30 protein-coding genes and 1 pseudogene are annotated in these 24,991 nt (G+C 63.2%); 16 read left to right on the top strand and 15 right to left on the bottom strand.

What is annotated here, in order from left to right:
• Window positions 1–78 precede the first annotated feature (78 nt).
• Window positions 79–672, top strand: coding sequence for a GNAT family protein (locus K288_RS0115200; RefSeq protein ID WP_027580341.1), 594 nt, complete (start codon window positions 79–81; stop codon window positions 670–672).
• Between the two features lie 27 nt (window positions 673–699).
• Window positions 700–2,343, top strand: coding sequence for a GMC family oxidoreductase N-terminal domain-containing protein (locus tag K288_RS0115195; RefSeq protein ID WP_027580340.1), 1,644 nt, complete (start codon window positions 700–702; stop codon window positions 2,341–2,343).
• Window positions 2,344–2,484: 141 nt separating this feature from the next.
• Here K288_RS0115195 and K288_RS0115190 read toward each other — a convergent pair whose 3' ends face one another.
• Both K288_RS0115190 and K288_RS0115185 read right to left on the bottom strand, forming a co-directional pair.
• Window positions 2,485–3,987, bottom strand: coding sequence for an NAD(P)/FAD-dependent oxidoreductase (locus K288_RS0115190; protein WP_027580339.1), 1,503 nt, complete (start codon window positions 3,985–3,987; stop codon window positions 2,485–2,487).
• A gap of 74 nt (window positions 3,988–4,061) precedes the next feature.
• Window positions 4,062–4,904, bottom strand: a complete 843-nt coding sequence (locus tag K288_RS0115185; RefSeq protein ID WP_027580338.1) for a MoxR family ATPase — start codon at window positions 4,902–4,904, stop codon at window positions 4,062–4,064.
• A 217-nt stretch (window positions 4,905–5,121) separates the two neighbouring features.
• Between K288_RS0115185 and K288_RS0115180 the strand changes: the two genes are divergently transcribed.
• The 4 genes from K288_RS0115180 to sseA all read left to right on the top strand — a co-directional run bounded on the left by K288_RS0115180 (window position 5,122) and on the right by sseA (window position 8,314).
• Entirely contained in the window at window positions 5,122–6,297 is a 1,176-nt protein-coding gene (locus K288_RS0115180) for a VWA domain-containing protein (protein ID WP_027580337.1), read from the top strand.
• A 156-nt stretch (window positions 6,298–6,453) separates the two neighbouring features.
• Window positions 6,454–6,867: a rhodanese-like domain-containing protein gene (locus tag K288_RS0115175; RefSeq protein ID WP_027580336.1), complete on the top strand. Its 414-nt coding sequence runs from the start codon at window positions 6,454–6,456 to the stop codon at window positions 6,865–6,867.
• A 294-nt stretch (window positions 6,868–7,161) separates the two neighbouring features.
• Entirely contained in the window at window positions 7,162–7,377 is a 216-nt protein-coding gene (locus K288_RS0115170) for a hypothetical protein (protein WP_027580335.1), read from the top strand.
• A gap of 79 nt (window positions 7,378–7,456) precedes the next feature.
• The gene (sseA, locus tag K288_RS0115165) at window positions 7,457–8,314 is read left to right on the top strand and encodes a 3-mercaptopyruvate sulfurtransferase (RefSeq protein WP_027580334.1); all 858 of its coding nucleotides are present in this window, start codon (window positions 7,457–7,459) and stop codon (window positions 8,312–8,314) included.
• A gap of 10 nt (window positions 8,315–8,324) precedes the next feature.
• Here sseA and K288_RS45540 read toward each other — a convergent pair whose 3' ends face one another.
• Window positions 8,325–9,122, bottom strand: a complete 798-nt coding sequence (locus tag K288_RS45540) for a hypothetical protein (RefSeq protein ID WP_043159914.1) — start codon at window positions 9,120–9,122, stop codon at window positions 8,325–8,327.
• Between the two features lie 311 nt (window positions 9,123–9,433).
• On the opposite strand from K288_RS45540, the gene K288_RS0115155 reads away from it, so the two are divergent.
• On the top strand, window positions 9,434–10,660 hold the full coding sequence (locus tag K288_RS0115155; protein WP_027580333.1) for a L,D-transpeptidase: 1,227 nt from the start codon (window positions 9,434–9,436) through the stop codon (window positions 10,658–10,660).
• A gap of 164 nt (window positions 10,661–10,824) precedes the next feature.
• Window positions 10,825–11,793, top strand: coding sequence for an NAD-dependent epimerase/dehydratase family protein (locus K288_RS0115150; protein WP_027580332.1), 969 nt, complete (start codon window positions 10,825–10,827; stop codon window positions 11,791–11,793).
• A gap of 3 nt (window positions 11,794–11,796) precedes the next feature.
• On the opposite strand, the gene K288_RS0115145 is transcribed toward K288_RS0115150, so the two are convergent.
• A complete protein-coding gene (locus K288_RS0115145) occupies window positions 11,797–12,759 on the bottom strand; it encodes a D-2-hydroxyacid dehydrogenase family protein (RefSeq protein ID WP_027580331.1) in 963 nt (320 codons plus the stop codon).
• A 126-nt stretch (window positions 12,760–12,885) separates the two neighbouring features.
• Complete coding sequence (locus K288_RS0115140; protein WP_027580330.1) at window positions 12,886–13,074, bottom strand: hypothetical protein; 189 nt, start codon at window positions 13,072–13,074, stop codon at window positions 12,886–12,888.
• 250 nt (window positions 13,075–13,324) lie between these two features.
• On the opposite strand from K288_RS0115140, the gene ettA reads away from it, so the two are divergent.
• The 3 genes from ettA (at window position 13,325) to K288_RS0115125 (ending at window position 17,113) form a co-directional block, all read left to right on the top strand.
• Window positions 13,325–14,974 (top strand): energy-dependent translational throttle protein EttA, encoded by a 1,650-nt coding sequence (ettA, locus tag K288_RS0115135; protein ID WP_027580329.1) that lies wholly within the window; start codon window positions 13,325–13,327, stop codon window positions 14,972–14,974.
• 207 nt (window positions 14,975–15,181) lie between these two features.
• Window positions 15,182–15,766 (top strand): TIGR00645 family protein, encoded by a 585-nt coding sequence (locus K288_RS0115130; RefSeq protein ID WP_027580328.1) that lies wholly within the window; start codon window positions 15,182–15,184, stop codon window positions 15,764–15,766.
• A 153-nt stretch (window positions 15,767–15,919) separates the two neighbouring features.
• Complete coding sequence (locus K288_RS0115125; RefSeq protein WP_027580327.1) at window positions 15,920–17,113, top strand: lytic murein transglycosylase; 1,194 nt, start codon at window positions 15,920–15,922, stop codon at window positions 17,111–17,113.
• 70 nt (window positions 17,114–17,183) lie between these two features.
• On the opposite strand, the gene K288_RS0115120 is transcribed toward K288_RS0115125, so the two are convergent.
• The 3 genes from K288_RS0115120 to K288_RS54110 form a co-directional block, all read right to left on the bottom strand.
• Window positions 17,184–17,465 carry a hypothetical protein gene (locus K288_RS0115120; RefSeq protein WP_027580326.1) on the bottom strand — a complete coding sequence of 94 codons (282 nt, stop codon included), beginning with the start codon at window positions 17,463–17,465 and terminating at the stop codon, window positions 17,184–17,186.
• A 231-nt stretch (window positions 17,466–17,696) separates the two neighbouring features.
• A complete protein-coding gene (locus tag K288_RS0115115; protein WP_027580325.1) occupies window positions 17,697–17,999 on the bottom strand; it encodes a hypothetical protein in 303 nt (100 codons plus the stop codon).
• A 170-nt stretch (window positions 18,000–18,169) separates the two neighbouring features.
• Window positions 18,170–18,355, bottom strand: a complete 186-nt coding sequence (locus tag K288_RS54110) for a hypothetical protein (RefSeq protein WP_201449684.1) — start codon at window positions 18,353–18,355, stop codon at window positions 18,170–18,172.
• On the opposite strand from K288_RS54110, the gene K288_RS54700 reads away from it, so the two are divergent.
• Together K288_RS54700 and bfr are read left to right on the top strand one after the other, a co-directional pair.
• Window positions 18,270–18,533, top strand: a complete 264-nt coding sequence (locus tag K288_RS54700; RefSeq protein ID WP_027580324.1) for a (2Fe-2S)-binding protein — start codon at window positions 18,270–18,272, stop codon at window positions 18,531–18,533. The genes K288_RS54110 and K288_RS54700 overlap by 86 nt on opposite strands.
• Before the next feature lie 137 nt (window positions 18,534–18,670).
• Window positions 18,671–19,156, top strand: coding sequence for a bacterioferritin (gene bfr, locus K288_RS0115105; RefSeq protein ID WP_027580323.1), 486 nt, complete (start codon window positions 18,671–18,673; stop codon window positions 19,154–19,156).
• Window positions 19,157–19,210: 54 nt separating this feature from the next.
• Here the strand turns inward: bfr and K288_RS0115100 are convergent, their stop codons facing one another.
• The 3 genes from K288_RS0115100 to K288_RS0115090 form a co-directional block, all read right to left on the bottom strand.
• The gene (locus K288_RS0115100) at window positions 19,211–19,816 is read right to left on the bottom strand and encodes an MSMEG_1061 family FMN-dependent PPOX-type flavoprotein (protein ID WP_027580322.1); all 606 of its coding nucleotides are present in this window, start codon (window positions 19,814–19,816) and stop codon (window positions 19,211–19,213) included.
• Window positions 19,817–19,936: 120 nt separating this feature from the next.
• Window positions 19,937–20,998, bottom strand: coding sequence for an alpha/beta fold hydrolase (locus K288_RS0115095; protein ID WP_027580321.1), 1,062 nt, complete (start codon window positions 20,996–20,998; stop codon window positions 19,937–19,939).
• A 144-nt stretch (window positions 20,999–21,142) separates the two neighbouring features.
• Window positions 21,143–21,388, bottom strand: a complete 246-nt coding sequence (locus K288_RS0115090) for a DUF2188 domain-containing protein (protein WP_027580320.1) — start codon at window positions 21,386–21,388, stop codon at window positions 21,143–21,145.
• Between the two features lie 144 nt (window positions 21,389–21,532).
• On the opposite strand from K288_RS0115090, the gene K288_RS0115085 reads away from it, so the two are divergent.
• The gene (locus K288_RS0115085; protein ID WP_027580319.1) at window positions 21,533–21,799 is read left to right on the top strand and encodes a DUF2277 domain-containing protein; all 267 of its coding nucleotides are present in this window, start codon (window positions 21,533–21,535) and stop codon (window positions 21,797–21,799) included.
• Between the two features lie 85 nt (window positions 21,800–21,884).
• Window positions 21,885–22,088 carry a hypothetical protein gene (locus tag K288_RS0115080; RefSeq protein WP_043159932.1) on the top strand — a complete coding sequence of 68 codons (204 nt, stop codon included), beginning with the start codon at window positions 21,885–21,887 and terminating at the stop codon, window positions 22,086–22,088.
• A 136-nt stretch (window positions 22,089–22,224) separates the two neighbouring features.
• Here K288_RS0115080 and K288_RS0115075 read toward each other — a convergent pair whose 3' ends face one another.
• Window positions 22,225–22,713: a collagen-like protein gene (locus K288_RS0115075; RefSeq protein WP_027580317.1), complete on the bottom strand. Its 489-nt coding sequence runs from the start codon at window positions 22,711–22,713 to the stop codon at window positions 22,225–22,227.
• Between the two features lie 158 nt (window positions 22,714–22,871).
• Here K288_RS0115075 and K288_RS45535 point away from each other — a divergent pair, with 158 nt between their 5' ends.
• Window positions 22,872–23,147 carry a hypothetical protein gene (locus K288_RS45535; RefSeq protein ID WP_051334545.1) on the top strand — a complete coding sequence of 92 codons (276 nt, stop codon included), beginning with the start codon at window positions 22,872–22,874 and terminating at the stop codon, window positions 23,145–23,147.
• An 11-nt stretch (window positions 23,148–23,158) separates the two neighbouring features.
• On the opposite strand, the gene K288_RS0115060 is transcribed toward K288_RS45535, so the two are convergent.
• The 3 genes and pseudogenes from K288_RS0115060 to K288_RS54500 all read right to left on the bottom strand — a co-directional run.
• A complete protein-coding gene (locus K288_RS0115060; protein WP_027580316.1) occupies window positions 23,159–23,410 on the bottom strand; it encodes a helix-turn-helix domain-containing protein in 252 nt (83 codons plus the stop codon).
• Window positions 23,411–23,567: 157 nt separating this feature from the next.
• Window positions 23,568–24,335 (bottom strand): SDR family oxidoreductase, encoded by a 768-nt coding sequence (locus K288_RS0115055; RefSeq protein WP_027580315.1) that lies wholly within the window; start codon window positions 24,333–24,335, stop codon window positions 23,568–23,570.
• 463 nt (window positions 24,336–24,798) lie between these two features.
• Window positions 24,799–24,991 (bottom strand): annotated as a pseudogene (locus K288_RS54500) (transposase); the annotation flags it as partial.

Genomic DNA, 24,991 nt, shown 5'->3' with positions numbered 1-24,991 from the left:
GCGACGAAGCAATCCATGGCGCTGCGCGGGAAAGAATGGATTGCTTCGCTTCGCTCGCAATGACGGAGAGGATGTTGCATGCCCTGGCTTGAACCGATCACCCTTCGCGGCGTACATGCGCGGCTCGAGCCGTTGTCGCCGGATCACGTCGATGGTCTTGTCGAGGCCGTGAAGGACGGCGAGCTCTGGAAGCTCTGGTACACTTTCATCCCGCGTCCCGAAGACATGCGGAAGGAGATCGAGCGCAGGCTTGGCCTGCAGGCGGCCGGATCGATGCTGCCGTTCACGGTGTTCGATGCCTCCGGCACCATCTCGGGCATGACGACCTACATGAATGTCGATACACCGAACCGGCGCGTCGAGATCGGTTCGACCTGGTACGCCAAGCGTGTGCAGCGCAGCGCGGTCAATACGCAGTGCAAATTGCTGTTACTGACCCACGCCTTTGAGGCACTCGATTGCATTGCAGTAGAGTTCCGCACGCATTTCTTCAACCACCAGAGCCGCCGCGGCATCGAGCGGCTCGGCGCCAAGCTGGACGGCGTCCTGCGCAGCCATCAGATTGCACCAAACGGCACGTTGCGCGACACCGTCGTCTACAGCATTATCGCCAGTGAATGGCCGACGGTGAAGGCGCATCTCAATTATCAACTCAACGAAAAGCCGCGGTAGCTGTTCTGCCGCGCCAGAAACGAGACGATGGAAACGTTCGATTATGTGATCATCGGCGCGGGCTCCGCCGGTAGCGTTCTCACCAACCGCTTGAGCGAGGATGCCGGCACCACGGTGTGCGTGCTCGAAGCGGGTCCCAGCGATTGGCACCCCTACATCCATTTGCCGGCCGGCTTCATCAAGACGTTCCACATGAAGAGCGTCAACTGGGCCTACCAGCAGGAGCCGGGCCCCTGGACCGGCGGCCGCAGCATCTATGCGCCGCGCGGCAAGACGCTCGGCGGTTCGTCGTCGATCAACGGCCATATCTACAACCGCGGCCAGCGCCAGGACTTCGACACCTGGGCGCAGCTCGGCAACCGCGGCTGGGGCTATCCGGACGTGCTGCCCTATTTCAAGCGGATGGAACGCCGCGTCGGCGATTGCGACGAGACCTATCGCGGCCGCGATGGCAGCCTCACCGTCACCACCATGGACTGGCAGGACCCGCTCTGCGAGGCCTTCATGGCGGGCGCCGTCAGCCTCGGCATTCCGCGCAACCCCGACTATAACGGCGCGATCCAGGAGGGTGTGTCCTACTGCCAGCGCACGATCCAGAACGGCCTGCGCATGAGCGCGGCGAAAGCGTTCCTGCATCCGGCGCGCAAGCGGCCGAACGTCAATGTGCGCACGCATGCGCATGTCACCAACATCATCTTCGAGGGCAAGCGCGCGGTCGGCGTGCGCTATCTTCGGGGAGGGCGGGGCGGCGAGCCCATCGAGGTGCGCGCCAACAAGGAAGTGATCCTCTCCGGCGGCGCCTACAACTCGCCGCAGGTCCTGCAATTGTCCGGCGTCGGCTCGCCCGAACTGTTGCAGTCGCACGGCATCGAGGTGCGTCACGCATTGCCCGGCGTCGGCGAGGGATTGCAGGACCACTACGCGCCGCGCTCGGTGGCGCGCGTCAAGAACATCAAGACCATCAACGAGCTCAGGCGCGGCCTCAGCCTGTGGGTCGAGGCGTTGAAATGGGCGACGACGCGGCGCGGCCTGCTGTCGCTGTCGCCGACCATGGTCTATTGCTTCTGGCATTCGGGCGAGACCACCGAGAGCTCGGATCTCCAGCTCACCTTCACGCCCGCAAGCTACAAGGAAGGGGTGCAGGGCCAGCTCGAGGACCAGCCCGGCATGACGGTGGCATCCTGGCAGCAGCGGCCGGAGAGCCGCGGCTTTGTCCGCCTCCGCTCGTCGGACCCGTTCGCGCCGCCGATCATCCAGACCAACTATCTGGTCGAAGAGCTCGACCGCCGCGTCGTCGTCGCCGGCATGAAGCTGGCGCGGAGGCTGCTGAAGTCGGCGCCGCTGGCGCCTTACTACGATTATGAAGATTTTCCTGGCCCGAGCGTGCAGACCGACGACGAGTTCCTGGCGGCAGCAACGGAGCGCGGCACTACCACCTTCCATCCCGGCTGCACCTGCCGGATGGGTCCGGCGGATGCCAAATGGGCTGTGGTCGACGATCAGCTCCGTGTCCATGGTTTGCAGGGCCTACGCGTGGTCGACGCCTCCATCATGCCGCGCATGATCTCGGCCAACCTCAACGCCTCGACGATGATGATCGCCGACAAGGCCTCCGACATGATCCGCGGCAAGCAGGCGGCGGCCGCTGTGGCGCTGACGGAATACGCCTAGCGCGCGCCGCTCTCTCCCCTCATCCTGAGGAGCGCGAAGTGCGTCTCGAGGGATGAGGTCACAGGCGGGGCCGCATGGTTCTCCCGGCGATGCGAAGCGCCGTCCGGAGACGGCGCTTGCGCGCCTCCTCACCATGACGGTCTACCCGTACACGAACGCCTTGTCCTTCAGATCAATCGTCGGAAACTCGTCCTTTTCGGCCCAATAGTCCTGGTTGTGCTGCCATTCCGGCTTTTCGCCGCGCTTCGGCAACAAATGCATGCCGCGCAGCATGTAGCCGGGGTTGAAGTTCTCTTCGTCGATCCACGGCAGGACAGGCATGTTGTGGTCTTCCGGCCGCAACGCCGGCGTGACCTTCTTCGCACCCGTTTCCTTCATGTGCGTGAGCAGGCGGCAGACGAAGTCGGCGACGAGGTCGACGCGCAAGGTCCAGCTTGCGCGGAAATAGCCGAACACCCAGACGAGATTGGGCACGCCCGTGAACATCATGCCGCGATAGGTCACGGTATCAGCGAAATCGAGCGGCTTGCCGTCGAGCTCGAATTCGATGTCGCCAGTGGCGCAGAGATTGAAGCCGGTCGCGGTGACGATGATGTCGGCCTCGAGCTCCTTGCCGGACTTCAGCAGGATGCCCTTCTCGGTGAAGCGCTCGATCTCGTCGGTGACGACGGAAGCCTTGCCGGCCCTGATGCCCTGGAACAGGTCACCGTCGGGGATGAAGGCGATGCGTTGCCGCCACGGGCGGTAGCGCGGCGTGAAGTGAGTGGCGATGTCATAATCCTTGCCGAGATAGGCTTCGACCGCCGACAGCAAATCCTTCTTGGCCTCTTCAGGCTTCTCGAAGGTCTTGCGGGTGAAGGCGTTCTGGTCGAACAGGATCTTGCGGCGGGTGATCTCGTGAATCCATTTCTCGTCGACCTGCAACTGCCGCAGTTGCTCGGCGATCTCGATCGCGTTGCGGCCGGTGCGGAAATAGGTCGGCGAGCGCTGCAGCATTGTGACATGGCCGGCGTCCTTGGCCATCGCCGGGATCAGCGTCGCGGCGGTGGCGCCGGAGCCGATCACCACGACGCGCTTGCCCTTGTAGTCAAGGTCTTCGGGCCATTTCTGCGGATGCACGATCGTGCCCTTGAACTTGGCCATGTCCTTCCATTCGGGCGTGTAGCCCTCGGCATGACGGTAATAGCCCTGGCACATCCAGAAGAAGTTGGTGGTGAATCGGAAGTGCTCGCCGGTGTCGGTGCGCGTGGCGTCGATGGTCCAAAGGTTGGTTTCGCTCGACCATTTCGCCGACGTGATGGTGTGGCGGTAGCGGATGTGGCGGGCGAGGTCGTTCTCCTCGATCACCTCGCCCATATATTTCAGGATCTCGGCGGCGGTTGCGATCGGCGCGCTGGTCCACGGCTTGAAGCGGTAGCCGAAAGTGTGCAGGTCGCTGTCGGAGCGGATGCCGGGATAGCGATGCGTGCTCCAGGTGCCGCCAAACGTCTTCTGCGTTTCCAGCACCACGAAGCTGGTCCCTGGGCATTGCGTGGTCAGGTGGTAGGCGGCGCCGACGCCGGAAATGCCAGCGCCCACGATCAATACGTCGAAATGCTCTGAGGTGACGGACTCGGCAGCCCGTATCTGTGTCTGGACGTTCATCTTCCCCGCTCTATTATTGTTTAATTGATACATGCGCGAAGCGCCGGAATCTCCGGCGCTTCGTAAACGTCAAGTCAGACTTCGCGGCGGCTCAGGAAGGCCAGCCGCTCGAACAGGTGCACGTCCTGTTCGTTCTTGAGCAGTGCGCCATGCAGCGGCGGGATCAGCTTGCGCGGATCGCGCTCCCGCAGCATCTCCGGCGTGATGTCCTCGTTCAGGAGCAACTTCAGCCAGTCGAGCAATTCGGAGGTCGAAGGCTTCTTCTTCAGGCCGGGCACTTCCCGCACTTCGAAGAAGATGCGCAAGGCCTCTTCCACCAGGCGCTTCTTGATGCCGGGGAAATGCACGTCGACGATCTTCTCCATCGTGTCCGCATCGGGGAACTTGATGTAGTGGAAGAAGCAGCGGCGCAGGAAAGCATCCGGCAACTCCTTCTCGTTGTTGGAGGTGATCATCACGATCGGGCGCAGCTTGGCCTTGATGTTCTCGCCGGTCTCGTAGACGAAGAACTCCATGCGATCGAGCTCGAGCAGGAGATCGTTGGGGAATTCGATATCGGCCTTATCGATCTCGTCGATCAAGAGCACCGGGCGCTTCTCGTTGGTGAAGGCTTCCCACAGCTTGCCGCGCTTGATGTAGTTCTTGATGTCGGAGACGCGCGCGTCGCCGAGCTGGCTGTCGCGCAGCCGTGACACCGCGTCATATTCGTAGAGGCCCTGCTGTGCCTTGGTGGTGGATTTGATGTGCCAGGTCAGAAGCGGTGCATCGAGCGCCTTGGCGACCTCTTCTGCCAACACCGTCTTGCCGGTGCCGGGCTCGCCCTTCACCAGAAGCGGGCGCTCCAGCACGATGGAGGCGTTGACAGCGACTTTGAGGTCATCAGTGGCGACATAATCCTTGGTGCCGGTGAACTTCATACTACCCCGTTGGAATGAGTTTCAATTTGATACTAAAGGAAAAACCCCGCAGGTCTAGCGTGGATTCCAGCGCCTGCACGCAACTGGGACCATGGCTACCGCCTTGAAATTAGGCGCATTGTTTCCGCCCGGCGGAATGGTCCTCACGCCCGCGCCGTGATGACGCAAAGGTCCGGGTGCCCTTGACGGCGCGACGGCGGCGCGCGATCTATGGAACATGTTCTTGCAATTCTTCACCTCGCTGCGCGAGGCCCAGATCCCTGTGACCTTGCGCGAATATCTGACGCTGATGGAGGCGCTCGACGCCGACCTCGCCGAGCAGAGCGTCGAGAATTTCTATTATTTGTCGCGCTCGGCGCTGGTGAAGGACGAGCGCAACCTCGACAAGTTCGACCGCGTCTTCGGCACCGTGTTCAAGGGGCTGGAGAGCCTGCTCGACGCCATGGGCAAGGCCGAGATCCCCGAGGAGTGGCTGAAGAAGCTTGCGGAAAAATACCTCACCGAGGAAGAGAAAAAGCAGATTGAAGCCATGGGCTGGGACAAGCTCATGGAGACGTTGCGCAAGCGGCTCGAGGAACAGAAGGGCCGGCACCAGGGCGGCAACAAGTGGATCGGCACCGCCGGCACGTCGCCCTTCGGCGCCCAGGGCTACAATCCCGAAGGCATCCGCATCGGCCAGGAGAAGAACCGCAACAACCGCGCCGTGAAGGTGTGGGACAAGCGCGAGTTCAAGGATCTCGACGGCAATGTCGAGCTCGGCATCCGCAACATCAAGGTCGCGCTGCGGCGGCTGCGCAAGTTCGCGCGCACCGGCGCGCCCGACGAACTGGATCTCGACGCCACGATCAAGGAAACCGCCAATCACGGCTATCTCGACGTGCACATGCGTCCAGAGCGCCGCAACGCGGTGAAGGTGCTGGTGTTCTTCGATATCGGCGGCTCGATGGATTCGCACATCGAGCAGGTCGAGGAATTGTTCTCGGCCGCCAAGACCGAATTCAAGCACATGGAGTATTTCTACTTCCACAACTGCCTCTATGAGGGCGTGTGGAAGCAGAACAAGCGGCGCTTCACCGACCGCACGCCGACGTGGGACGTGCTGCACAAATACCCGCACGACTACAAGGTGGTGTTCGTCGGCGACGCCTCGATGTCGCCTTACGAAATCATGGTTCCCGGCGGCTCGGTCGAGCACGTCAACGAGGAGGCCGGTTCGGTCTGGCTCGATCGCATCATCCGCACCTATCCGCATGCGGTGTGGCTCAACCCGGTGGCGCAGAAGCACTGGGACTATTCGGAATCGACCACCATCATCCGCCGCATCTTCTCCGAGCGCATGTACCCGATCACGATCGAAGGTCTGGAGAATGCGATGAAGGAACTGGTACGGTAGCTTTCGTCATTCCGGGACGTCAGAAAGGACGAGCCCGGAATCCATTTAGCCACTTGCACCGGCGGAGGAATGGAGTCTCTGATGTGCAATTGCACATCATAGTTCGATGCTTAGGCATCGCCCCGGAATGACAATCAACAATCGAGGGAGAGCCCCATGCCCCAGAGCATTCACCGCGGCATCAAGCAGATGATGGACGAAGCCAATGCCGAGATCGAGACCGTCAGCGCCGCTGACGCGATCGAGTTGCTCCCGAACGATGACGTTGTCATCGTCGATATCCGCGATCCCCGCGAGATCGAGCGCGATGGCAAGATTCCGGGCGCTTTCTCCTGCACCCGCGGCATGCTCGAATTCTGGATCGATCCTGCGAGTCCCTATGCCAAGCCGATTTTCCAAGAGGACAAGAAGTTCATCTTCCATTGCGCTGGCGGCATGCGCTCGGCCCTGGCTGCGAAGACCGCGCAGGACATGGGGCTGAAGCCGGTCGCTCATATGGGCGGCGGTTTCGCCGCCTGGCGTGACGCCGGCGGTCCGATCGAGAAGTGGGAGCCGAAGAAGAAAGATTAGAGCGTTTTCGAGCGAAGTGGATACGGTTCGCGTGAAGAAAACGCGTCACAACAAGAGTCTAAAGCTTCGGTTCTGATTCAATCAGAACCGAAGCTTTAGAGACGCGACGGCGTTTCTCTTCTGGTCATTCCAAGGCACGCCAACGGTCTGCACGAAACGCGGCCCGATGATTGGGTGCGCGCGCAAGTTCGCACGAGGACCATCACCTCGCGGTGACCTTCAAACGCGCATTCACAGAGCGTTCACCTGTGCGACTTAGAAGCGCTCGCGGGGCTTGGAATCAAGGAAATGCAAATGAAGAAGGTTACTCTTGGGTTCGCTGCCGCTGTCGTGGTCGGCTTGTCGTCTTTCTCGGTTCCTGCCACGGCCATGCCGATGCATCAGGTCGGCGCTGCTAACTCAGAGGTCATCCAGGCCCGCTATCACCGCAAGGTGTGCACGGTGCGCAACGTGGTTACGCGTGGCCCGCATGGCAGGCGGATCGTGAAGCACGTGCGTGTGTGCAGGTGACGGTTACATTTCTCTCGACCTGAGAAACAGGGCCGCCTGCGGGATGCAGGCGGCTCAAGTCTAGGGAGGAAACGTCAGCATGACTTCAACCGATGACCCACTCGTCTCCACCGACTGGCTTGCCGCTCATCTCGGCGATCCCAAGGTCAAGGTGATCGACGCCTCCTACAAGATGCCGGGCGTGCTGCCGTTGCCGGCAGACGATTTCATCACCGCCCACATTCCCGGTGCGGTATTCTTCGACGTCAATGCGATCGCCGACAAGAACGACCCGCGTCCGCACATGTATCCGAATGCCGAGCAGTTCGCGCAGGACGTCGCTGCGCTCGGCATCTCCTCCGATGACACGGTGGTCGCTTATGATGCCGGCGGCTGGGTCGCGGCGCCGCGGGCGTGGTGGATGTTCCTGTCGTTCGGACTTTCGAACGTGAAGGTGCTCGACGGTGGCCTGCAGAAGTGGAAGTCCGAGGGACGTCCGACGGAATCTGGTCCCGTGACGCCGAAGCCTGGAAAATTCCAAGCCAGGCTCGATCCGAGCTTCGTCCGCAGCAAGCAGCAATTGCTCGGCAATATCGAAACGAAGAAGGAGCAGGTGATCGATGCGCGGCCGCGCCCGCGGTTCGAGGGCGCGGTGGTCGAGCCATGGCCGGGCCGGCGCTCCGGGCACATCCCCGGCAGCCGCAACGTTCCCTATGCCGATCTGTTCGATGCCAAGACCGGGGCGATGAAGCCGCTCGACGAACTCCGCAAGGCTTTCACGTCGGCCGGCGTCGATACGGCGAAGCCGATCGTCACCAGTTGCGGCTCCGGTGTCTCGGCGCTGGTGCTGACGCTCGCGCTCTATCGCCTCGGCGTGCGCGGCAGTGCGCTCTATGACGGTTCGTGGGCCGAATGGGGATTGCCGGACGGGCCGCCGATCGCGACGGGACCCGCGTGATTTCGGACGGTCAACGCGTCGGCCGCACGAGCATCGGCTGACCGAACGGATCGAGCAACTGCTGCGGCGGCGCCTGCCGTGCCGGCTGTTGGCGCTGAGCCATCCGCCGGCGTTCCCTGGCACGTTCCGCCCGTGCGCGTTTCCTGGCCGCGCTTTGATCCGGCTTCGCGTCAGCCTTCTTTGCTGACGTTTGTTCCTCGACGGTGACCGCGGGGCCGCCCAGCGTCGCGATCTTGGTCGCCGCCGGACTCTCCTCCGCTGCGGCCGGCGCCTCTTGTGCGGAGGGCGTGACGTCGCTCGCCGACGGAGCCTCTGCGATCGCCGCGGGCTTGGCTTCCTCGGCCGGAGCAGGGATTTCCGCGGCGGGAGCAGGGGAGTTGGTCTCGGCCGCCGTCTGCGGCGGAGCCTGGGGTTCCGGCGCATTTGCCACGAGCGACTCGGCTGGCGGCGCCTCGGTCGAGGCAGGCTCCTCGGGCTTCACGGCGGCCATCTGCTCGGGCTCGGCTGACGCGGGCGCATCGGCGGTTGGCGCGGCGGGAGCGGGGGACGGTTCAGCGCTCTCCGGGGCCCTTTCTGTTTCTTTCGTTTCCGCCGCGGGCGGCTCGACGCGCAGCATGGCGAGCGTGGGCGGCGGCTCCGTCGGCAGCTTCTCTTGCGCGAAGACAGGCTCCGGCGGGCTGCGTCGCGCCGGGATATTCGCGACCTCCTCATGGGCGGCCCGGAGCAGCGCGGCGGCGCCAAGTCCGAAGATCAGGACCGACGTCGACAGCACAATCGCCGCGAACAGGAAACGAAGGCCGGGGAGCATGGGCGCGGTTCCGTCTTTGCCGAAGTGTTCTTTTGAGCCAGAGGAAACGCGGTGACCACAGGGAAGAGCCGGCTCGCGGGTAGCGAATCAGGCCGATTCGAGGATATCGCAACCAATGTTCGAAGGAATGACGCCCGTAGTCATCCGGAACAACTTTTCCCGGACGGTGAGGCATCTTTGCCGCAGCGGTCGCTGCCCGATCACAAAATGACCGATTCGGGCCTGATTTCGCGGAATTGTCTTGAATGCGCCGCTATCTTCCTGCAACTGCCGTTAACGGTCCGGTGTGGCTTGGGGACTATACAAGAGCGATGATGATCAACCGCATTCTGACGATTTGTGCTGCTGCAGCGTTCGGCGCGGCAGGAGCTTCGGTTGCCCAGGCGCAGCAGGCCTACCCCGCAGGGCCTGGTCCGGTCTATGCCGCTCCTCAGGGCTCCTATCCGCCGCCGGCTCCCGGCTATGGGCGCGACGATCGCCGCCCGTCGGATTTCGATGTCTTTGAAGGAGAGGACGACGAGGCGCCGAATGGCCAGGACACGGCGGCGCTGTCGCCGCCCGGACCGGTGCTCTCGCCCAACGATCCCCGTTACGGTCGCCCGATGGGCGCGCCGCCACCGGCCTATTCGGATCGTAACGTGCCGACCGGCCCGGTCATGTCGCCGGATGATCCGCGCTACGGCCGTCCGGCAGGCCCGCCGCCGGTGATCTATGCCGATCGTCCCCCGGGGCCGCCGCAGAACAATTACTACAATTATCCTGATCGCGGCGACGACCGCGCCCTGCGTCCGCCGGGGTCGGTGGGCGCGGCGGGCGGTGCGCCCGCCGTCACCGGCGCTGTGCAGCAGCCTCAGGTCGGCAGCGATGGCCGGCCGATGATGGTCGCGGCGCTGCCGCCGGAAGAGCAGCCGGAAGCCGCTCCCGCGCAATTGCCGCCGAACCTGCGCCGCCAGGAAGTCTCGTTTGCGACCAAGGAGCCGGCAGGCACCATCGTGGTCGACACGTCGAACACCTACCTCTACTACATCCTCGGCGGCGGCCGCGCGGTCCGCTACGGCGTTCGCGTCGGCCGCGACGGCTTCACCTGGACCGGTGTGCAGAAGATCAGCCGCAAGGCGGAGTGGCCGGACTGGTATCCGCCGACCGAGATGATCGAGCGTCAGCCTTATCTGCCGCGCTTCATGGCCGGCGGTCCCGGCAACCCGCTCGGCGCGCGTGCGATGTATCTCGGCTCGACCGTGTACCGCATCCACGGCACCAACCAGCCGTCGACGATCGGCAAGTTCGTGTCCTCGGGCTGCATCGGCATGCTGAACGAGGACGTCTCCGACCTCTTCGATCGCGTGAAGGTCGGCACCCGCGTGGTGGTGCTGCCTGGTGGTCCGCTGCCTGGAACCGCCACCGCCTCCGCTGCGCCGCCGCCCGGCGGTCCGGTTGCCGCCGCCCCGGCGCCGACCCAGGCGCAGGCCGCCGCGCCGGTGCCCGGGACGCAGCCGACCACGGTGCCGCCGTTGCCGGCGCCGGTCACGATCCGCTAGAGCGTTTTCGAGCGTTCAACATTGGAAGGCGCGCGAACAGCGCGCCTTTTTTGTTTGCTGCAACCGGATTGGAAAGCTTTGCACGTCTGTCAAATTCCCGCGCTTGAATTCGTGTTCGGTTGGATTACGTGCGAAGGGGGCTGCAACCAACGTGGGACAATGCCATGCGCATCCTCGTTGCAGGCGCTACCGGCGCTATTGGCCGACAACTCGTTCCCGCCCTGATCCGGGCCGGCCATTCGGTGATCGGTACCACGCGAACACCAGCGAAAGCCGAGTTGATCGGGCAGATGGGCGTCGAGCCCGTCATCGTCGATGGGCTCGATGCACAAGCCGTCCGCGCGGCGGTCATTGCGAAGCAGCCCGAGGTGATCGTCCATCAGATGACGGACCTCGCTAACGTCACCGATCTCCGCCATTTCGATCGCGCCTTCGCCGTCACCAACAGGCTGCGCACCGTCGGCACCGATTGCCTGCTGGCCGCCGCGCGCGAAGCCGGTGTCAGGCGTTTCGTCGCCCAGAGCTTCTGCGGCTGGACCTATGGCCGAAGCGGCGCACCGGTCAAAACCGAGGCCGATCCGCTCGATCCCGATCCGCCACAGGAATTGCGCCGCACGCTGGAAGCGATCCAGCATCTGGAGCGGGCCGTCACCGGCTCGGAACAGCCGGAAGGAATCGTGCTCCGATACGGATCATTCTACGGCCCCGATAGCGGAATATTGTCGCGGGCGATGATCGATCAATTGCGGCGCCGTCGCGTGCCGATGATCGGCGATGGCGGCGGCTGGTGGTCGTTCATCCATGTCGCCGACGCGGCATCCGCCACCGTTGCCGCGATCGAGCGCGGTAGAGCCGGCAACATCTACAACATCGTCGACGACGAACCCGCGGAAGTCAGCGAATGGCTGCCGGCGCTTGCGGCGATCGTCGGCGCCAAGCCGCCATTCCATGTGCCGACCTGGCTCGGTCGATTGCTCGCCGGCGAACACATGGTGGCGATGATGACCGAGGTGCGGGCGGGCTCGAACGTCAAAGCCAGGCGCGAGCTCGGCTGGCAGCCGGCGCATCCATCCTGGCGCGCCGGCTGTGCCGAAATCGTCGGGCACTCCGGCGGCCACAGCGCGGCCGCTTGAACGTTACGCCAATCGCCGCGGCGGTTCGGCGCCCTTGGTCCAGGCATCGATGCACTCGACCATCTGGCCGTAGTGGATGCCGAGGCTCTCCTGGGTGGCGTAGCCGAGATGCGGGGTGAGCACGAGGTTGTCGAGCCTGCGGAAGGGATGGTCGACCGGCAGCGGCTCCACCGAGAACACGTCGATGCCGGCGCCCGCGATCTTCTTCTCGGTCAGGACTTCCAGCAGCGCGTTTTCGTCGACGATCGGCCCGCGCGCGGTATTGACGAGATAGGCCGTCGGCTTCATCCGAGCGAGATCGGCCGCGCCCACAAGTCCGCGCGAGCGTTCGCTCAGCACCACATGGATGGTGACGATGTCGGCGGTCGCAAACAATTCTTCCTTGCTGGCATAGCCGACGCCGATCTCCCTGCACTTCTCGGCCGTCAGGTTGGGGCTCCAGGCGATGACGTTCATGCCGAACGCCTGCGCGAGCTTCGCCACCCGGCTGCCGAGCTTGCCTAACCCGACCACGCCGAGCGTGCGGCCCTCGATCTCGACGCCGGCAAAGATCTGCCAGGGCTCGCCGGCATGCATCCGCGCGTTTTCGCGGCCGACGCCGCGGGTGAGTTCCAGGATCAGGCCGAGCGTCAGTGCCGCGGTCGGGTCGCGGCTATACTGCGTGCCGCATAGCACCACCTTGTGCTCCTTGGCGGCGTCCACGTCGATCGCGGCATTGCGCATGCCTGACGTTAGCAGGAGCTTCAGCTTCGGCAGCGCCGCGAACAGCGTGCGCGGGAACGCGGTGCGTTCGCGCATCGCGCAGATGATCTCGAAATCGGCAAGTGCGCTCGCGGCTGCCGCCTGGCTCGCAAACGGTTCCCTAAACACGGTGATGTCGACCCGGTCCTTGATCTTGGACCAGTCTGCGATCGAAAGTGACAGGTTGAAATAGTCGTCGAGGATTGCACAGCGCAGCCGCGTCATCGGAGAATCCGTAGATGGCGAATAGGACGGCGAAGATGCCGTCAGGGGAGATCGCCATGGTTGCGCGCAATCGTCGCGTCGCGCAAGCGGGGTTCGCGGAATGGCGGCTTCAAATATCCGACGGGCTCAACTCAACCGGCCCCTGTGCTTGGCGCGCCAGGCCGGTCCAGGTCCGCGCATATAGTGCAGTTCCGGCCGGTAGGGATTGAATGCCCTGATGAAGAACTGGCGCCAAAAGGCGCGGAATTCGGCGACAATCCTGGCAAGGCCGGCGCTGTTGGCCGCGGGGGCGGGCAGGGAAGTGCTCGTTGCCATGACAAAGCCCTCCTGTTGGTGATGCGCTGTCGCGCAAAATGCCGTTTTCGACGCTGAAAACGAGATTTCGCCCGATTTATTAAAAGAAGGTTTCAATTGTCGTCATCTTCCGCACACATGGTTTCGATCCCGTATTCATCGGGGTGAACGGATGGAAAACGCATGGGTGTGCGGTTGCGCTTTGAAGGCCCGGCAGCTACATCGGCGGCAGCAAAAATTTCCGCAAATCCTGTCGATTCCAGGGGACTCAATGGCCCGTCAGTTCGTCTATTTCATGCAAGGTCTGACCAAGAGCTACCCGACCCGCAAGGTGCTCGATAACGTCCACCTCAGCTTCTACCCGGATGCCAAGATCGGCGTGCTCGGCGTCAACGGCGCCGGTAAATCGACGCTGCTCAAGATCATGGCCGGCATCGACAAGGAATACACCGGCGAGGCCTGGGTCGCCGAAGGCGCCCGCGTCGGATACCTCGAGCAGGAACCTCACCTCGATTCCACGCTGACCGTCCGTGAGAACGTGATGCAGGGCGTCGCCAAGCAGAAGGCGATCCTCGACCGGTACAATGAGCTGGCGGTGAACTACTCGGATGAGACCGCCGACGAAATGACCAAGCTGCAGGACGAGATCGAGGCCCAGGGCCTGTGGGATCTCGACAGCAAGGTCGACCAGGCGATGGACGCGCTGCGCTGCCCGCCTGACGACGCCGATGTCACAAAACTCTCCGGCGGCGAGCGCCGCCGCGTCGCGCTGTGCCGGCTCTTGCTCGACCAGCCCGAGCTGCTGCTGCTGGACGAACCGACCAACCATCTCGATGCCGAATCTGTGTCCTGGCTCGAAGGTCACTTGAGGCAGTATCCCGGCGCGATCCTGATCGTCACCCACGACCGCTACTTCCTCGACAATGTCACGGGCTGGATTCTCGAGCTCGATCGTGGCCGCGGCATTCCCTATGAGGGCAATTACTCCTCCTGGCTGGTGCAGAAGCAGAAGCGGCTCGAGCAGGAAGGCCGCGAGGACGCGGCGCATCAGAAGACGCTGGCGCGCGAGCAGGAGTGGATCGCATCCTCGCCCAAGGCCCGCCAGGCCAAGTCCAAGGCGCGTTATCAGCGCTACGAGGAGCTGCTCAAGAAGGCGAGCGAGAAGCAGACTCAGACCGCGCAGATCATCATCCCCGTCGCAGAGCGGCTCGGCCAGAACGTCGTCGACTTCGAAGGCCTGACCAAGTCGTTCGGCGACCGCATGCTGATCGACAATCTCACCTTCAAGCTGCCGCCGGGCGGCATCGTCGGCGTGATCGGTCCGAACGGCGCCGGCAAGACGACGCTGTTTCGCATGATCACCGGGCAGGAAAAGCCCGACCAGGGTACGATCACGGTCGGCGAGTCCGTCCATCTCGGCTATGTCGACCAGTCGCGCGACGCGCTCGACGGCAGCAAGACCGTGTGGGAGGAGATTTCCGGCAACAACGAGCTGATCCTGCTCGGCAAGCGCGAGGTGAATTCGCGCGGTTATTGCTCGGCCTTCAATTTCAAGGGCGCCGACCAGCAGAAGAAGGTTGGCGCACTCTCGGGCGGCGAACGCAATCGCGTGCATCTCGCCAAGATGCTGAAGTCGGGTGCCAACGTGCTGCTGCTCGACGAGCCGACCAACGACCTCGACGTCGACACGCTGCGCGCGCTCGAAGAAGCCCTGGAGGATTTCGCCGGCTGCGCCGTGATCATCAGCCACGATCGCTGGTTCCTCGACCGCATCGCGACGCACATCCTTTCCTTCGAAGGCGACAGCCATGTCGAATGGTTCGAAGGCAACTTCCAGGATTACGAGAAGGACAAGATGCGCCGTCTCGGCCAGGATTCGATCATCCCGCATCGCGTGAAGTACAAGAAGCTGACGCGGTGATGGTGTTCCGGAGCATGATTCGGAAAAGTGGATACCGGTTTTCCGAAAAGATCTTGCTCAGACAAGAAGATAGAGCGCGATGATGATTCGAAGAAAAATCATCACGCTCTATCGACGATTGCTGCGGCCAGTTGTCGCTTTTCACCACGGCGAGATTGCGTAGATATGGCGCTCCGCAATCTCACATCCTGTAACGAGCAATTCATAATGTCTGCCACCTCCGACGCACGTGTGCCGCCGAAGATCGCTTCGCTGCGCCCGGTTCCCATGCTGATCTTCGGATCGCGCTGGCTGCAATTGCCGCTCTATGTCGGGCTGATCATCGCCCAGGGCGTCTATGTGGTGCTGTTCATCAAGGAACTGTGGCACCTCTTCGCTCATGCCTTCGATTTCAGCGAGCAGCAGATCATGCTGGCGGTGCTCGGCCTGATCGACGTGGTCATGATCTCGAACCTTCTGGTGATGGTGATCGTCGGCGGCTACGAGACCTTCGTCTCGCGACTCAACCTGCAGGGCCATCCCGACGAACCGGAATGGCTGAGCCACGTCAACGCCAGCGTGCTCAAGATCAAGCTGGCGATGGCGATCATCGGCATCTCCTCGATCCACCTGCTGCGGACATTCATCGAGGCCGGCGGACTGACGTCCGGCAAGACCAACTATACTGAGACCGGCGTGATGTGGCAGACGATCATCCACACCGTCTTCATCCTGTCCGCGATCGGCATAGCCCTCGTCGACAAGCTGTCGAATGCGTCGATCGAAGGAGCCAAGCAGTCGACCCGACATTGAGGATGCGGCGCTTGCGAGGCCGTGCTAGGTTCACAAACGGGGGGCGCGACTGATGTCCGACTCGAAAGCAGGACAGCATTCCGATTGGACCGCTGAGTGAACAAGCCGTTCGACTTGCCCTTCCTCCGCACGCTCGCCTTCGGTCTTCTCTTCTTGGTGCTACCAACGGCCTCGCCCGCGCAAGCCGCCGATGCCGCCTTCAGCCAATTCATCGCTTCGCTGTGGCCGGAGGCGCAGGCGGCTGGCGTGTCGCGCGCGACATTTGACCGTGAGACGCGCGGGCTCGAGCCTGATTACAAGCTGCCCGACCTGCTCCTGCCGGGCAGGCCCGCGACCGGCGCGCCGTCGCAGGCTGAGTTCGTCCAGGTGCCCGCGGATTACGTCAAGGAAGCATCGATCGGGCGGCTTGCCGGCGAGGGGCAGCGGCTGATGCAGAAATATCGCGCTGACCTCAACGAGATTGAAAATCGCTTCGGCGTGCCAGCACCCGTGGTGCTCGCGATCTGGGGCCGCGAGACCGACTACGGCCGCTACAAGCTTCCTTACGACACGCTGCGGGTGGTCGCGACCCAGGCCTATGTCGGCCGCCGCAAGGACCAGTACCGCACCGAGTTCATCCTCGCGCTCAAGATCCTCGGCGAGGGCGCAGTGACGCGCCAGGAGATGCGCTCGTCCTGGGCCGGCGCCACCGGGTTCACGCAGTTCCTGCCGTCCGAATACTACAAGCACGGCGTCGATCTCGACGGCGACGGCCGCATCGACATCTGGCACTCGGTGCCGGATGCGCTCGCTTCTGCGGCGCAGCAGCTCGTCAACAAGGGTTGGCAGAAGGGCGTGCGCTGGGCCTATGAGGTGAAGGCGCCGGCCAATGCCGATTGCACGATGGGCGTGCCTGAGGTGACGAAGCCGATCGGCGAATGGCTGCACGCGGGCTTTGTGCCGGTGCGCGGGCAGAAGCTCAGTGCGACGGAGCAGGCGCAGCCCGCCTCGCTGTTGCAGCCCGAGGGCATCTACGGCCCCGCGTTCCTGACCACGAAGAACTACTTCGTCATCAAGGAATACAATTTCTCCGATCTCTACGTGCTGTTCGTCGGCCATCTCGCCGACCGCATGACGAGCCCGCAGCCGTTCGCGACGCCCTGGTCGGCGACGACGCAATTGCGTACCGCCGACGTCGAGGCGATGCAGCGCCATCTCACGCGGATCGGCCTCTACAAGGACAAGCTCGACGGCAAGGCCGGGATGCAGACCCGCGCCGCGCTCGGCGCCTATCAGAAATCGGCAGGCCTGAAGGTCGATTGCTGGCCGAGCGAGGCAGTGCTGCGCGCGATGACGGCGGCGCGGTAGGGGCTTTGCGGTCGGCAAACAAAAACCCGGCCGCAAAGGGCCGGGTTTTGAATTTGGTGGGCTTTTAAGCTTAGTCGCAAACCTCAACGCGACGGAAACGCCAGCCGTAGCCGTCCCAGAAGCGTTCGCGAACCATGCGGCACGGCGCTTCTTCAACGTAGACGGGGGCCGGTGCGACATAGACCGGAGCCGGACGGCTCGCAGCAATGGCGCCGCCGAGCAGCGCACCGCCGATCAGGCCGCCGGCAACGCCGGCTGCGACCGCGCCGTCTCTGGCGTTAGCGGCCGGCGCGACAGCCAGCGAACCGGCAATCGTGGCGACGGCGACGAAGGCAGCTAATGTCTTCTTCATGTCTTGGGCTCTCCTGGATGGCGCCTAAAGCCGACGCCGGTTTAACGATGACTCGCACGCTGGTTTCGAATTCCCGTGTCGCAAAAAGAGCGCACAACAGTCAATCGAAAGTAAACGTCCGCGAGCTAATGGCCTGAAAAAAACGGTTTTTTCGGGCCATCACCTGTTGTTGTGCGGGAAAACCCGGGGTTTCCGGCATCCTGTGTGAGATTTAATGAAGGTGAATGCGCGTTAATAGCAGACGCGCACGCTGCGGACCCGCCAGCCATAGCCGTCCCAGAAGCGCTGACGCTGCCAGGTGCAGGGCGGGCCGTACGCCAAGGGATCAGCGTAATAGCCGGGGCCTGGGCCGTAGTAGTAGCCGGGACCGTAGTACCCGTTTTGCGAAGCGATCGCACCTCCAACTATGGCGCCGCCGATCAGTCCGGCCGCGACGCCCGCGGCGACGCCGCGTTGCGCATGCGCAGGAGGAGGCGCCGCCACAATCGAGCCTGCCAACGCAATGGCGGCAAATCCGAGCAATGTCTTCCTCATGGCTTCACCTTTCTCCGGGTCATCCCTTCTGGAGCGCTGGTCCCGGGCAGAGTTCCATATTTCCCTGTAGCGATCAATCAACGCCCCAGCCCATCGTCGGAGAAGTGATGGCCGCCGGGCCGCGCTATGCTGCGGCGCATATTTAGAGCCGTTCCAATTTACCGTCCTCATCAGTTTGGAATTGCTTCAAATTCCAGTTTTTCCTTTTGCGTCGCTTGCTCGCGTTCAATATCTCTTATGTCAGCATCACCGACCGGACCCGCCTTTTCGATGATCGTTTGTTCCTGCAACGTCCTCAGCGACCACGACGTCCGCAATGCCGTGAGCGTCAGCGGGTCCTTGCCGCGGAATGCCAAGCAGCTTTATGGCTGCCTCGGCTGCAGTGCTGAATGCGGCCGCTGTGCCCGGACGATCAAGACCATCATCGACGAGGCGCTTGGTCCGTGTGCCAAGTCCTGCTGTGCCGGCTGCCCGCACAGCCATGAGGCAGTCGACGACGTCGACAACACCGAGTTCGCACTCGCGGCCTGCTGAGCCGCCGGGATTTCCCCAAGATCTCTTGGCAAGTGCCCTCCCCAGAGGAGGGTTGCTCTTGTTCATAATCTGATTTAGAAGCGTTCTAAAGTTAGATTCGAGGCCCGCTGGGGGCCTTTAAGCTTTTGGAGTGGACTATGCAGGGCGACCCTAAGGTCATCGAATATCTCAACAAGGGCCTGCGCAGCGAACTCACGGCGATCAACCAGTATTGGCTGCACTATCGCATCCTGAACAACTGGGGCCTGCTGGAGATGGCCAAGGTCTGGCGCAAGGAATCGATCGAGGAGATGAACCACGCCGATCGCTTCACCGACCGCATCCTGTTCCTCGACGGCTTTCCCAACATGCAGGTGCTCGATCCCTTGCGGATCGGTCAGAACGTCCAGGAGATCATCGAGTGCGACCTTGCTGCCGAGGTCGGCGCCCGCTTGCTCTACCAGGAGGCCGCCACCTACTGCCACGGCGTGAAGGACTATGTGAGCCGCGACCTGTTCGAGGACCTGATGAAGGACGAGGAACATCACATCGATTTCCTCGAAACCCAGCTCGACCTGATCAAGCGCATCGGCCTCGAGCTCTACACCCAGAAGCACGTCGGCCACCTCGAGAGCGAGCACTGAGCGCTGCAGATTTTCACTCTCCCCGAAAGGGAGAGTGACATCGGCGCGAGCCCGTCAGAGCTGCGTCTTGTAGCGCTCTTCCACGACCGCCTGGCTCTCCGGCTCGCCGAGCGTCGTCTGGTCGTGGATCACTTCGCTGATGCTCGGGAATACCTTGCGCTCGACGCGTGTGTCCGCCGACCACAGTTTCGAGCGCATCAAGGCCTTGCCGCAGTGGAAATAGGCTTCCGCGACGTCGATGCGCAGCACGGCGCGCGGCGGCTTGCCGAATTCCACCATCGAGGCCAAGAGTTCCCGATCGGCCGAGAGGCGTCCCTTGCCGCCGACACGCAGCGTCTCGTCGATCCCCGGCACGAAGAAGATAAGCTGCACGAAGCCCGAGCCCTCGACGATGTTCCGGAAGCTGTCGATGCGGTTGTTGCCGGAGCGGTCCGGCATCAGCAAAAGACTCGGCGAAGCGACGCTGACGAAGCCCGGATTGCCGCCGCGCGGCGAGGCATCGACGCTGCCGTCAGAACCGGAGGTCGCCAGAACGCAGAACGGCGACATGCCGATGAACTTGCTCGCATGCAGATCGATCTCTGGCCGCGCCTTCGCGATCACGCGCGCGGTCGGCTTTGGATAGATCGAGGCGAGGTCGGCACCGGCAAGGTCGGTCACGGGCGTTCTCCGGATGTTGTATTTGTGACAAGCGTATCACCGTGACGTTCGGCCGTCATCCCGCACTCGAAGCGCAATGCGGCGGACGTCCTTTCGCTGACATCGCGTGCTCGCCTGCGATCACATGGTCCGCTGCGGCGCGGTCTGCAGCAATTCGCGCAGCCGCTCCGCAAAGAACTTCGCGTTGCCGGTCGTGAGATGGCCGCGTGTCTCGGAACTGGCGGGGATCAGGAAGATCCGCCCGTGCTTGATCCGCTTCACCGCGTCCTCGGTGACGCCGGTCTCCGGCGGGTTGCGCTCGTCATCGGCGGCGTTGATTGCGAGCGTCACCGCCTCGATCTTCTCCATGCCGCCTGAAGGGTCGTAATCATGCGACGCTTCCCATTGATAGATGAAATCATTGGCATCGGCCGTCACGGGCGTCGCCAGCCGCTCGTCGACCAATTTGTCCGCCTTGACCGTGGTGGGCGCGAGGGCCTGATAGCCGAGCGTGCCGCCGCCGGTCGCGATCTGGTAGGCGGCGATCGCGTATTTCATCATGCGCGGCGGGGCCGTGTAGCGGCCGCTATCATAGTCGGGATCGCTCCGGATGGTCTCCAGCATCATCCGCCGCAGCATCCAGTTGCGCGCCGCCATCGCTGTCGGCTGCGAGGCCATCGGCACCAGCGCGTCCATCATCTGCGGGTAGCGCACGCCCCAGATCCACGCATGCATGCCGCCCATCGAATTGCCGATCACGAGCCTCAAATGCTTGAGGCCGAGACCTTCGGTGACAAGGCGATACTGCGCATCCACCATGTCGTCGTAATTGTATTTCGGAAACGCCGTCTTCATCCCGTCCGATGGCCTTGCCGATTTGCCGTGGCCGAGGGCATCGGGAATGATGATGTAATATTTCGCCGCATCGAGCGGCTGGCCTGGGCCGAACAATTCGCCTGCAAAGGCAGCCGTGAGCAGGTTTTGCGCCGAGCCACCTGAACCGTGCAGCACCAGCACCGGCTGTCCATCGGGTGCGCCGATCGTGGTGTAGTGCAGCCGCAGTTCCGGCATGGTCTCGCCGGTGTGGAATTTGAAATCTCGCGCGATCCAGTCGCCTTCCTTGGGCGCTGGATAGTCCGCGGCATGTGCGGCAAACGATGTCACGGCAACAGCGGCTGCAAGCGCCGCACGCAAGATCTCCATGAGGCTTCTCCCATTGCACGGGCCGTCTCGATGCGGCCTCTTGGGCAAAGACCTAGCATGTCGGGCGCGCCGAGCCGAGACGGCGGCATGCTGGAACCTCCGGGAAAATTTTTGCGGGGCAGCGTCATGTCGGGCGGAATATTCTCAGCCGCGATCCTCGACATCAGTCTCCGGCCGGTCGCTGCCGGCAGCGGTCTCGGTGTGCCATCGGCCATCAGGAGTTTCATACTCGATCGCCTCGGTGCGGCCGGGCACGCGCTGCTCGGCGGCGGCACGCCGGGCAGCGGCCAGCGCCGCGGCATGGGTCGCAAACGGTTCGGAAAACACGCCGTCCACCGTGTAGGCCCATCCGCCGTCATGTTCGACGATCTTGTAGATCACATGGCTCATCGGGAACTCGCTTCGTGGTTGCCGCCGGGAGGGGTGAAGCCACCGGCGCTTTCATGACAGAATAGGCGATGATGTAGGAATTTCCATGGACCGATCGTCCTTGGGTAGGCAACGGATCCGGGCTGCCGGTGACAGGAGCAAAGCATGTGCCGCAACATCAAGACGCTGTTCAACTTCGAGCCGCCCGCGACCGAGGAGGAAGTCCACGCTTCCGCACTGCAATTCGTGCGCAAACTGTCCGGCTTCAACAAGCCGTCGCAGGCCAATGAAGCCGCCTTCGATCGCGCGGTTGCCGAGGTCTCGGACGCCGCGCGCCGGCTTCTCGCTTCGCTCCACACCACGGCACCGGCGCGCGATCGCGAGGTGGAGGCGGAGAAGGCGAAGGAACGCTCGCGGCTGCGGTTCGGGTGAGCCGCGCGGCGGGCGTGACGTGGCTCACGGTGCGGTGAAGCTGCGGCGGGCAAGGATGGCGCTCTACCTGCCATCGGAGAACGCCATGCAGACCACGATCCCGCTCAAGCTTGCCTCGATCGCCTTCGCCGTCGCGTGGACCGCCTGGATGATCTGGTCGACCGCCTCATTCGACAGCGTCGGCATCATCATCCTGACCATGTGCGGCACGCTGGCCGGCATCGCCTGGTATTTCGTGATGCGCTGGCTGTTCCGGCTCATCCACCTGCTGCCGCGCAACGGACACTAGAGCTTCGGTTCTGATTGAATCAGAACCGAAGCTCTAGATTCTTGTTTTGACGCGTTTTCTTCACGCGAACCGGTGTCCACTTCGCTCGAAAACGCTCTAGCCCTGTCCACGAAAATGGCGGCGATCGATGCGCGGCCTATTTCTTGTCCTTGTGCTTCTTCTTTTTCTTGTCCTTGCGATCCTCGTCATCATCGCCATCGTCGAATTCGTCGGGCTGCTCGGCCACGGCCGCAGCCAAGGCTTCACGCTCGGCTGCCTCCTGCTCGCGCTGGCGGCGATAGTCTTCCCAGGCGTCGAAGATCATGTGGAGCCACGGCATCACCTGTTCGATCGACGGCAGTTGCCCGGGCGGGCCCGGCTCGCCGCGCGGACCGGCCGGTCCCTGCGGCCCGGCGCCGCCTTTCGGACCGGGCGCACCCTGCGGGCCCGCTTCACCACGCTTGCCTTGTGCACCAGGCTTGCCAGGCGCTCCCGGCTTGCCTTGCGGGCCGGGTTTGCCGCGCGCACCGTCGGGACCGCGCCGGCCGGGATGTCCCTGCGGTCCCGGCCGTCCCTGTTCGCCGGGCTGACCGCGTGGGCCCGGCGCGCCCGCTGCTCCGCGCCGGCTGGAAGCATCATCGGCCACTGCTGCACTCCGAAATAAAATTGCGTCCCGCGCGTTTTTAGCGGCGTTTGGCGACCGCTTCAATTCCGCGGGCAACGATTGCCGGATTGATCAACATCAATGATGCGATCGCGCTGCATGGCATCGTCGCGATGTGATGGTGGAATGGGAGCGATGCCATGAACGCAGGCTGGAAGATCTTCTTGCTGTCGCTGGGCGTGTTCGCGCTCGCCTTCGGTGCCGAGCGGCTGTTGGTGCCCGACATCGTGCCGATAGCCTATGCCGAGGAGCCGCAGCGGCTGTTGCTGGTGGAGACCGCCTTCGTGCTGCGCGCGATCGTGCTGATCGCGGGAAGCGTCGCGGCGATCTCGCTCGTCATCACGCTCGGCGCCTGGTTGAGAGGTCGCATCAACAAACAGCCGCCGCCGTCATGGCGCACGCGATCGCACGCTTGAGACAGCTCCGCTCAATCGTTCGGCGCGGGGACCTCGATCCCGTCAGCCGAATAGCTCCTGATCTTGTTGCGTAACGTGCGCACGGAAAAGCCGAGCACGCGCGCGGCGCGGGTGCGGTTTCCATTGCAGCGGATCAGGGTTTGCAGCACCAACTCGCGCTCGACTTCGCCGACGGTAGCTCCGATCAGGAGCGGCACGATTTCGTTGGGAGCCAGTGAGGACGCCGGAATCTCCGGCAGGGGCTGCGTGGACACATAGGACATGACACCTCCCGAGCAACGCCCGTTCGCAACGTGCGAATCGGAAACATCGAGAACTCCAAACCCCTGGCCCGCGCGAGACGGTGGCCTCAGTTGGTTAACAAACGATTAACGAAATCGCTACCATCGACATTTGTGCGCGGTTCCAGTTTGCTGGCGCTCACACTGCCCGGTAGCCGCCATCCACCATCACGATCGATCCCGTGACATAGGCCGACAGGTCGGAGGCGAGGAAGATCGCAGGTCCCACGATATCCTCGGCCTTGCCGGCGCGGCCGAGCGGAGTGTGCGCGATGAAGGTCTTGGCGAGTTCCGGATTGTTCGCGCGCGTCTGGGCGTTGAGCGGCGTCTCGATGAAGCCGGGACCGATCGCGTTCACGCGCACGCCTTCCTTGCCGAGCTCGGCGGCGAGCGCGCGGGTGAAGCCGAGCACGCCGTGCTTGGAGGCCGTGTACGCGGGCGAGCTCGGCGTGCGCACATGCACGAAGGACTGGATCGATCCGATGTTGACGATGCGTCCCTTCGCCGCGCGGATCTGCGGCAGGAACGCATGCGTCACGTTGAAGACGCCAGTGAGGTTGATCGCGATGACGTCTTCCCAGTCCTTGATGACAGCCTCGTCCGCACCGAGCATGCCGTTGCGCCGCGCAATGCCGGCATTGTTGACGAGGATCGACACCTGTCCGACCTTGCCTGCGATCTCCTTTGCAAGCGCGACGCAATCCTCGCGCCTGGTGACATCGAGCGCAAAGCTGTCGGCCTTGCCGCCGGCGTCGCGGATCTCCTTCGCCGCTTCCGCTGCCGCGCTTGCATTGACATCGAGCAGCACGACGCGCGCGCCTTCGCGTGCGTAGCCGGCTGCGATCGCGCGCCCGATGCCGGAACCCGCGCCGGTGATGACGGCGATGTGATTTTCGAGAAGGCCCATGGATGTTTCCTTTTGCTTGTTCTTGAACGTCGCGGAGAGGCTAATCCAATTCGTGGTGTGGGCAAAGCGGCGCGGCGCGCAAGCCCGGGACGAGGTGGGCTTGGTTTCTGATTCAAATGTCAAACAGCGGACCGTAGGATGGGTAGAGCGAAGCGAAACCCATCGCGATGGAGCAAGGCGCGCGAATGATGGGTTTCGCTTCGCTCTACCCATCCTACGTGGATTCAAACAGCGGATGTGAGTCCGCATTCCCGCGACGCATTTGCGTCCGAGCTTTGCGTCTCGGTTCACCCTCTCATCGAACAGAGGGCGCAGGGAAAGCCGGGTGCCGGCTGCACCCGTGGGCCCCGTGCAACAAAAAGCACGGGGGTAGGACCACAGGTTCAACCGAAGCATTCCGGCTTTCCCTGCGCGATGGTGTTACGGCTTACTTCGTGCTCTCCCCGGTGACCGGCTATCCGATTCACACATTTTCGAGCCTCAAAGTGGTGCCGTATTTGATGCGGCGGAAGGCTTCGAGGCCTAGGCGCATCACCTTTGGGCCAGGCTTTCCGTAATAGGCGGTCCATCCTCCGAGCCGAGCAATGACCCACGCAGCGAAGGCGAGCGTGCCTTTTGGATGTGGGTTCTTTTGCTTCGCGGTAGTCCCCTCGAGT

This window comes from Bradyrhizobium sp. Ai1a-2 (assembly GCF_000426245.1).
Lineage (GTDB): Bacteria > Pseudomonadota > Alphaproteobacteria > Rhizobiales > Xanthobacteraceae > Bradyrhizobium.
This window is presented reverse-complemented; position numbering and strand designations above follow the sequence as displayed.

Coding starts and splice junctions, on each gene's coding strand:
- K288_RS0115200 (WP_027580341.1), top strand. CDS start 79: ATGCCCTGGCTTGAACCGATCACCCTTCGCGGCGTACATGCGCGGCTC.
- K288_RS0115195 (WP_027580340.1), top strand. CDS start 700: ATGGAAACGTTCGATTATGTGATCATCGGCGCGGGCTCCGCCGGTAGC.
- K288_RS0115190 (WP_027580339.1), bottom strand. CDS start 3,987: ATGAACGTCCAGACACAGATACGGGCTGCCGAGTCCGTCACCTCAGAG.
- K288_RS0115185 (WP_027580338.1), bottom strand. CDS start 4,904: ATGAAGTTCACCGGCACCAAGGATTATGTCGCCACTGATGACCTCAAA.
- K288_RS0115180 (WP_027580337.1), top strand. CDS start 5,122: ATGTTCTTGCAATTCTTCACCTCGCTGCGCGAGGCCCAGATCCCTGTG.
- K288_RS0115175 (WP_027580336.1), top strand. CDS start 6,454: ATGCCCCAGAGCATTCACCGCGGCATCAAGCAGATGATGGACGAAGCC.
- K288_RS0115170 (WP_027580335.1), top strand. CDS start 7,162: ATGAAGAAGGTTACTCTTGGGTTCGCTGCCGCTGTCGTGGTCGGCTTG.
- sseA (WP_027580334.1), top strand. CDS start 7,457: ATGACTTCAACCGATGACCCACTCGTCTCCACCGACTGGCTTGCCGCT.
- K288_RS45540 (WP_043159914.1), bottom strand. CDS start 9,122: ATGCTCCCCGGCCTTCGTTTCCTGTTCGCGGCGATTGTGCTGTCGACG.
- K288_RS0115155 (WP_027580333.1), top strand. CDS start 9,434: ATGATGATCAACCGCATTCTGACGATTTGTGCTGCTGCAGCGTTCGGC.
- K288_RS0115150 (WP_027580332.1), top strand. CDS start 10,825: ATGCGCATCCTCGTTGCAGGCGCTACCGGCGCTATTGGCCGACAACTC.
- K288_RS0115145 (WP_027580331.1), bottom strand. CDS start 12,759: ATGACGCGGCTGCGCTGTGCAATCCTCGACGACTATTTCAACCTGTCA.
- K288_RS0115140 (WP_027580330.1), bottom strand. CDS start 13,074: ATGGCAACGAGCACTTCCCTGCCCGCCCCCGCGGCCAACAGCGCCGGC.
- ettA (WP_027580329.1), top strand. CDS start 13,325: ATGGCCCGTCAGTTCGTCTATTTCATGCAAGGTCTGACCAAGAGCTAC.
- K288_RS0115130 (WP_027580328.1), top strand. CDS start 15,182: ATGTCTGCCACCTCCGACGCACGTGTGCCGCCGAAGATCGCTTCGCTG.
- K288_RS0115120 (WP_027580326.1), bottom strand. CDS start 17,465: ATGAAGAAGACATTAGCTGCCTTCGTCGCCGTCGCCACGATTGCCGGT.
- K288_RS0115115 (WP_027580325.1), bottom strand. CDS start 17,999: ATGAGGAAGACATTGCTCGGATTTGCCGCCATTGCGTTGGCAGGCTCG.
- K288_RS54700 (WP_027580324.1), top strand. CDS start 18,270: ATGATCGTTTGTTCCTGCAACGTCCTCAGCGACCACGACGTCCGCAAT.
- bfr (WP_027580323.1), top strand. CDS start 18,671: ATGCAGGGCGACCCTAAGGTCATCGAATATCTCAACAAGGGCCTGCGC.
- K288_RS0115095 (WP_027580321.1), bottom strand. CDS start 20,998: ATGGAGATCTTGCGTGCGGCGCTTGCAGCCGCTGTTGCCGTGACATCG.
- K288_RS0115090 (WP_027580320.1), bottom strand. CDS start 21,388: ATGAGCCATGTGATCTACAAGATCGTCGAACATGACGGCGGATGGGCC.
- K288_RS0115085 (WP_027580319.1), top strand. CDS start 21,533: ATGTGCCGCAACATCAAGACGCTGTTCAACTTCGAGCCGCCCGCGACC.
- K288_RS0115080 (WP_043159932.1), top strand. CDS start 21,885: ATGCAGACCACGATCCCGCTCAAGCTTGCCTCGATCGCCTTCGCCGTC.
- K288_RS45535 (WP_051334545.1), top strand. CDS start 22,872: ATGAACGCAGGCTGGAAGATCTTCTTGCTGTCGCTGGGCGTGTTCGCG.
- K288_RS0115060 (WP_027580316.1), bottom strand. CDS start 23,410: ATGTCCTATGTGTCCACGCAGCCCCTGCCGGAGATTCCGGCGTCCTCA.
- K288_RS0115055 (WP_027580315.1), bottom strand. CDS start 24,335: ATGGGCCTTCTCGAAAATCACATCGCCGTCATCACCGGCGCGGGTTCC.